This is a genomic window from Phormidium sp. FACHB-1136, assembly GCF_014697375.1.
Taxonomy (GTDB): domain Bacteria; phylum Cyanobacteriota; class Cyanobacteriia; order Phormidesmidales; family Phormidesmidaceae; genus Nodosilinea.
The window spans coordinates 1-7,144 of record NZ_JACJRS010000158.1; the positions used below are offsets into that span (position 1 = coordinate 1).

A 7,144-nucleotide genomic window follows, 5' to 3' on the forward strand; every position below is an offset into this window, starting at 1 on the left:
TAGAAGCGCTTGTTCATAACCTGTTGAACGAAGGGCAGCTTGTCATCAACTGGGATCGCAAGATCAAAAATAAAGGAAACACAGTCAATGCAATTTAAATGCATATCAGCTTACCAACTCGAAGGCCACCCATGCCCGTATTGCAAGAACGGCCAGTTCTCGGCGGACACAGGCTTCTTTCTCATTTCCTAACTTCATCTTCTGAAATGCTTGGTCTTCATGGATTCTCGGAAATCTCATTTACCTAGTGAATTTCCTCAAAAATCAGGGCAATTTATAAGAAGAGACAACCATCTGCTGTGTAGCGCTTGGCTTGCCGTTATATCACTCAAAGACCGACAAGGTAAACATTATGGTAGCCACCATAGAGCACCCCATAGGTGAGAGCCAGTTTCTCAATGCCTACACTTATCTGGATTTGGAGGTCGATCTCAACGGTCACATCTTCAGCTATGGTCTGCTGTCGCCCGACATCTCCCTTAAAGTGGCTCCAGATCAGAGCGACAAAATTCACCGTCAGCTAGTGGCCCTCAGCGACTCTCACGGCATCCTCTGTGGTCACAACTTCCGCCGTTTCGATCAGCTTCACCTGCTCCGTCAGTGGCCAGAGCTAGAATCCCTGCCCATTGTCGATACCCTCGAACTCTCTGTCCTAGCCTTTCCCCTAGAACCGTCCCAAAGGCTGCACAAAGACTATAAGCTCAGCGACTACGCCAGCAACGACCCCCTCGAAGATGCCAGAGCAACCCGCTTTTTGCTAGAGACCTGCCTGAATATCCTCGCTCAGCACCCTCCATCCCTGCGGCAGCTCTACACCTGGCTCTTGGTTAGAGGCGATACCCCTACCGAATGGGCCTACCAGACCCTATTTGAATCCTTAACTTGGTTACCAACGTCACCGCCTGCCCTAGCCGATTTGCCGCAGGAAACCCTAGCAGGGCTGTCACCAGAGGCGATTGCATACATCCAACAGTCTTTGCTGGAAACACCGGACTTTGAGTATCGCTTCATCCTAATGGCACTGCTGGTGTGGAACTTCGAGCGCAACCGAACCCATTCCAAACAGCCCTATTCGGCCTGGCTCAATCATTTACCTCAGTTTCCGGCTGTTCTGGATCGATTATTTCCCCTCACACCCCAGGAGTTCACCTATCAGCCGTTCCTAAAAGACTTTGACATTCCTGGCTTTCGCGGCAAGCAGGAAGAGGCTGTTCAGTCCATTGCCGCTAAACAGAATCCCCTGATCTTGATGTCCACGGGCGGTGGTAAGTCCCTCTGCTATCAACTACCAGCGTTGATGCATTACCGACACCAGTGGAGCTTAACGGTCTGCATCTCTCCCCTTCAGGCCTTGATGGACGATCAGGTGGCCGATCTCGAAGCTAAAGGTCTCGACTTTGCCACCTACATCAACAACACCCTGCCGGCACAACTGCGGGCCGAACGCCTAGAAGCCCTCCGCAATGGCCAAAAAGGACTGCTTTACATCAGCCCAGAACAACTCCGTTCTATCAGTATTCGGTCTCTCCTGAGGGAACGTCCGCCCGCCCTTTGGGTCATCGACGAAGCCCACTGCATCAGCCAGTGGGGCCAGAACTTCCGGCCCGACTATCGGTATATTCCCAAGTTCATTAAGGAACTCTACACCGAGCTAAATCGGCCCATGCCAACCCTGGCGCTGCTAACCGCAACGGCGACCGCCCAAGTGCGCGATGATATCTGCCAGCTTTTTCAGCAACAATCTCTGCCCATTCATCGCCAAATTACCGCTAGCCTTCAGCGGGATAACCTCAGCTACCACGTCATCCCCACTAAGGGCAACAAAGACCCACTGATCGTTCAGTACGTTCAACGGGCTTTGGAGCAGGGAGGCTGCGCTCTGGTTTATACCACCACCCGGAAAGAAGCCGAGACCTTAGCCCAAAAGCTTCAACAGCAAGGTATTCAGGCCGCCTACTACCACGGCAAAGTTCCCAAAGAGGAGAAGGGGAAACTGCTCCGGGAGTTCAAGAACGGCGATCTCAACGTCGTCACCGCCACCTGTGCCTTTGGCATGGGCATCAACCGTAAAGATGTACGAGCCGTCATCCACAATACCCCTAGCGGCAGCCTAGAGAGCTACATCCAAGAAGCAGGCCGAGCCGGACGGGATGGCGAACAGGCCGATTGTGTGTTGCTATTCGATGAACAAGATGCCGAAATGCTCTTCTTCATGAAGAGTTTGGGCCATCTGTCGAAAACCGACTTGCGGAATATATTTATCGCCATTAGAGGCGTGCGCGATTCCCTGACCACTCGATCAAGCAAAGTCACAGAGGACTGGTTCTGGGTCACAGCCGATGAAATCTATCGCACTGGCGAACTGGATGACCGTTTTGCCACCGATGATGAACAACGAGACACCAAAATCCGCGTTGCGCTGCACCACCTAGAAGATTTCGGCCTGATTGAGCGGGCGGAAAACCTATCGACCGTCGTCCAGTTCAACCTGAAGCATTCTACCCCTCAACAGTCCTTACGGGCTTTTCTGACCTACCGTCGCCCAAAAGACCTGAAACCGAGTGAAATCAAGCAATTTGAGCGCTTAATCCTGGGAATGCATCTGGTTCAGCATCAGCACCATCAAGACAACGAGCGTATTTCTCTGGAACGGCTTAGTGATGAGTCCGGTATTCCGGTGCTGGAGATGCCCGAACGTATCCGTGAACTCCAAAGGGCCGGAGTCTGCACTTCGCAACTGCCGCTAACGGTGTTGGTTAGCAAAGGAGTCAGCGGCGATGCCAAGCGGAAGTATCAGCGTCACCGTGAGTTGGAAGAACAACTCCTCAACTATTTGGCCGAGAAGGTTGGCGATAAACCTAGCCATATCCTAAATCCCCGCAAGCTCGCCACCTTTTTTGATGCCGATGGGACTCAAAAGCTGAGGGACTCTGCTATCAAAGCTGTTTTAGAAGGCTGGAAATCCCTGGGTTGGCTTCAGTTCAAACAGCGCAGCGGTGGCCTTATCCAGTTGATACAGCCCGACTCGGATTCCGGTCTTCTATCCAAAGCGATTGACTGGCGACCCAACCATCAAGCCCTCTGTATCAAGCTCCTTGACATCCTCTATGAGACGATCAACACCCGGTCTGAGCAAAAAACTGGGGCACGGCTAAAGGTTCAATGCGATTTTGAAGACCTGCTGGAGCAGGTTTGTGGTCGGTCTGCGCCTACGGAAATCGAAGCTCAGCAACTGCGGCGTACGCTGATCTGGCTGCATGAACGGGAGATTCTGCGCCTAACCGATGGACTGACCTTGTTCCATCAAGCCCTAAAAGTCAGGGTCATTAAAGGAAGTAGCATTGCAGAAATTACCAGTCACTACCCAATCATCGAGGAACAGTACCAAGAGCAGGCCCGAAAGATCCATGTGATGATGGCCTACGGAGCATTAGCCCAAGATGACCATGCTCGCCAGAAGCTAGTCAATAACTACTTCACCCTGCCCCGCCCTGAGTTTGACGAGGCGTACCCAGGACTAGCCGGAGAAGAGGTAGCACGCCCCCTCAGCCAGGCCGATTATGACAAAATCATGGGGCCACTCAACGAGTCTCAGCGGGCCATCGTAGAAGCGGAAAATCCGGCAATATCGGTAATTGCGGGGCCGGGTTCAGGCAAAACTCGCACCATTGTTCACCGAATCGCCTACCTGATCAAAGTCAAACGGATACAGCCTGACCGCATTTTGGTGTTGGCCTACAACCGTAACGCGGTGCGGGAATTGCGTCTGCGGCTACAGGATCTCGTGGGCAACCTGGCCTCTCGCCTGCGGGTTTACACCTTCCATGGCTTGGCCCTGTCGTTGCTAGGCCGCACGATGGACGAAACCGCTAGCTCTAATAGCCATAAACACCGAGATACCGAGACACAATTTGACCATTTACTCAAAGACGCCTGCAATCTCCTGGAAGCTCAGGAAGACGATGATGACGAGATTCAGGTTCGTCGCATTCGCCTATTGGGCAATACCGAACATATCTTTGTAGACGAGTACCAGGATGTCACCGAGCAGGAGTATCGCCTGATTCGGCTGATTTCCGGTCTGGGCGCTTCAGAAGACCCCAACCAGACCACTCAATTCAACCTCTGCGTCATTGGCGACGACGACCAAAACATCTACGGCTTTCGCGGCGCGGATGCCAAGTTCATTCTGCAATTCGAGGCCGAATACAAGGCAAAACAGTTCCTGCTGGCGGAAAACTACCGCTCTACCGAATCCATCATTGAGGTCAGCAATCGGGTTATTCAGCATAATCGTCAACGATGCAAACGCCTGCCAGAAGAACAAGTCCGCATTAATGATGATCGCATCGGGCTAACAGGCGTGCCTGTCCAGGCTTACCTCTTCAGTGCTGCCAATGCCCAGGCGATTTGGATTATTCAAAAGGTGCGACAGTGGATAGACGAGGGCGTGCGACCCAACGAAATCGCTATCCTAGCTAAACAGTGGGATCAGCTTAACGAAATTAGAGCACTGCTAGAGCGAGTGGCAGGCATTCCCACCTATGCCTTAAAAGGCCAAGATGTGAAGCTAATCCGCCACTCCGTCACCGACCAACTCTTAAAACAACTACAAGGCGATCCGACGCTGACCCTCGAACCGAATGAATCCGTGCGGCAACGGTTTCATTCATTCTTCGAGCGCAAGGGACGGCAATTAACCGAACCCACTATCAAAACCCTGCTGAAGATTGCTGAAGACCTCGATAAAGAACGAGGTTTTGGCTCTGAAGATCTGGCTACCTCAATTACTGCGGAGGAAATTACCACCTCTATCTACGAATTCAACGAGAGCCCGAATAATTCGCTTATGGATGAAAATGCCATCCTAGTCACCAGTTGCCATGGGGCAAAAGGCTTAGAGTTCTCGAAGGTGATTCTACTAACGGATAAGTTTTCAGACGCTGACCATCAGCTTGAGGATGAACGGCGGCTCTTTTACGTCGCCATGACCCGCGCCAAGGAAGAGTTGGTTCTATGTGGATTTCAATCCACGCTGTTCTTACGAGAAACTCAGATTGAAGCTCCAATGGCTCAACTTGATGCGATTGAGCTACCCAGCCGCATCAATTATTTCGATTTCTCTCCGGGCGATGTCCATCTGGGGTACTGGGCAACTCAGAAAGGGCAAGACCAGATCAAAACCATGCGCGAAGGTGATCCCCTTTACCTACAGCCCAACTCCAAGCGCAATGGATGGATTATCACCGACGAGAACGGCAATGGGATCGGCGCTTTGTCCAGAAAATGTAATGATTCCCTGAGATGGAAAGGCTTAGCACCAGACAAGTTCCAGTTTGGTTCTGATGAAGTGACCGTTCGCTACATCTACCGCCATGTCAAGGCCGCTGACGATTCCGATGAGATTATCGAGGATTGGTATGTGGTTATCCCGCAGATTCGGATCTATCGGTAATTCGCTATGAGCCATCCATCTATCAAACTTGAAGAAGCCAAGCATGCAATTGCCTTTCCCAACTTCCACAGCGATAGCCTGCTCGAAGTTGCCCTCACTGACCCCTGCACCCTCAATGAGATGGTGCTCTCCAGGGCCGAACAAGACCAAATTAAACGCAAGTACCGCACCCTGGCTTTCATCGGCGATGCGTTAATTGATGCCATCCTGGCCGACTACCTGTACAGCACTGGCCGAGAATTTGAGCGGGAAGAATTGGACAACTATCGGCAAGTGATCGCCGACCGCCCATCTCTCGCCAACTTTGCCATTAAGCTGGGCCTGCCCGACTTCAGCTCTTCCTGGAATCGAAAAAACCGGAAACCGCCTGAAGCAGAACCCGGCACCTGGGGCGAAATGTTTGAAGCCGTGGTGGGTGTGCTGTTTTTAGATGCTGATCGGGATTTTGACAAAGTGGCGCAGTGGTTGTGTGATCGCTTTCTTCGAGCTGCCGTCGCCGCCTACGAGGGCGAGGACGATGACTACGAACTCGATAATGACGACGATTCAACCTCAGTTACCTCTGAGGACTACGCTGAGATGCTGGGCCTGTCTCGATCCGACGGTGTCTCGTTTACCTAAAGGGGCCAGCCCTTAACTCCCCGTAAGCAGCAGCTAAAGAAAATCGGGAATCTAGCGGTCATGGGAAGTCGCATCGGGCACAATGGCAAGCAACCGCCCGACGATGCAGCAATTCTCAATATGGCAATTCAGCTAGTATTTGGCGGGATTTCTAGCTCTAGCCCTTCCAGCATGAAGGTCAGCAGATGCTCCCAACTGTCGAAATACATGTACCGGGTTAACGCCCGCAGATCATCGAAGAAGGTTTTGCGGGTGGGCAAGTGAGAGCGCAGCAGCGTGTACTTCTGGTCGATCAGTTCCAGCCCCGTGTGGAATAGCAGGGACAAGATGTTCAGCGTCACCAGTAACGAAGAGAGATGCTGCTTTCCGTGCCCGAAATTGTGTTCCAGGTTGTAGCCCTTGGTCTTGAGGGTATTGGGCACCTCGAAAAATACTGAAGGCACTGTCTCGCAATGAGACTCATGTCGAAATCTAGATTTCTGAAATATTTGCTAATAGCCCAATATTTGATCATTAGTATTGTGGTAGTGCATTAATCTACGGGTCAGAGAAAAAACAGCCAAAAACAGCAATCTACTGCCGTAAGGTCTCTAGGGTCGCCTGATTATTCTCTAGCCTGTACGAAATAGGACTACCAGTATTGTGATTCTTAAAGAGATAGTCGATAGACACAAAAAGATGAGATCATAGATAATATAAATCACTCATTTCTCATCAGGACTATGGGACAAAAAGGATTCTGGGACTTTGAGGAACGCCAGCAGGAATTGCTCAACAAAAATAAAACCTTAAAATATCTCAATGACATTATTCCTTGGGAATTATTCCGAGATGAACTAGAATTGCTCCATAAAAAAGACCGCAAAAGCAATGCAGGCCGCAAACCAATCGATGTCATTTTGATGTTTAATACCAATAAAAAATGAAGTTGAGCATAATTTAGGCTGATTTCTGGAATTCAGCTTGGAGTAGGGCATCGAGAATGAAGTCATAGCCCGTGATGGACTGCACTTGTTCTGGCGTCAGACGGGCGAGTTCTTGGTCAACCCGCTGTTGAAGGGCCTCCAG

General features: G+C 51.1%; 3 protein-coding genes and 1 pseudogene. 3 read left to right on the forward strand and 1 reads right to left on the reverse strand.

The window, feature by feature from the left end; genetic code table 11:
• Positions 1 to 352: 352 nt before the first annotated feature.
• Positions 353 to 5,455: a RecQ family ATP-dependent DNA helicase gene (locus H6G62_RS25190; RefSeq protein ID WP_190500347.1), complete on the forward strand. Its 5,103-nt coding sequence runs from the start codon at positions 353 to 355 to the stop codon at positions 5,453 to 5,455.
• A 6-nt stretch (positions 5,456 to 5,461) separates the two neighbouring features.
• Positions 5,462 to 6,076, forward strand: a complete 615-nt coding sequence (locus H6G62_RS25195; RefSeq protein WP_190500349.1) for a ribonuclease III domain-containing protein — start codon at positions 5,462 to 5,464, stop codon at positions 6,074 to 6,076.
• A 128-nt stretch (positions 6,077 to 6,204) separates the two neighbouring features.
• On the opposite strand, the pseudogene H6G62_RS25200 reads toward H6G62_RS25195, so the two are convergent.
• Positions 6,205 to 6,492, reverse strand: a pseudogene (locus H6G62_RS25200) (ISNCY family transposase); the annotation flags it as partial.
• Between the two features lie 306 nt (positions 6,493 to 6,798).
• Between H6G62_RS25200 and H6G62_RS25205 the strand changes: the two are divergent.
• Entirely contained in the window at positions 6,799 to 7,002 is a 204-nt protein-coding gene (locus H6G62_RS25205) for a hypothetical protein (protein ID WP_190500351.1), read from the forward strand.
• Positions 7,003 to 7,144 lie beyond the last annotated feature (142 nt).

Excerpts from the sequence above, each read along its gene's own strand:
- H6G62_RS25195 (WP_190500349.1), top strand. The coding sequence starts at position 5,462 with ATGAGCCATCCATCTATCAAACTTGAAGAAGCCAAGCATGCAATTGCC.
- H6G62_RS25205 (WP_190500351.1), top strand. The coding sequence starts at position 6,799 with ATGGGACAAAAAGGATTCTGGGACTTTGAGGAACGCCAGCAGGAATTG.
- H6G62_RS25190 (WP_190500347.1), top strand. The coding sequence starts at position 353 with ATGGTAGCCACCATAGAGCACCCCATAGGTGAGAGCCAGTTTCTCAAT.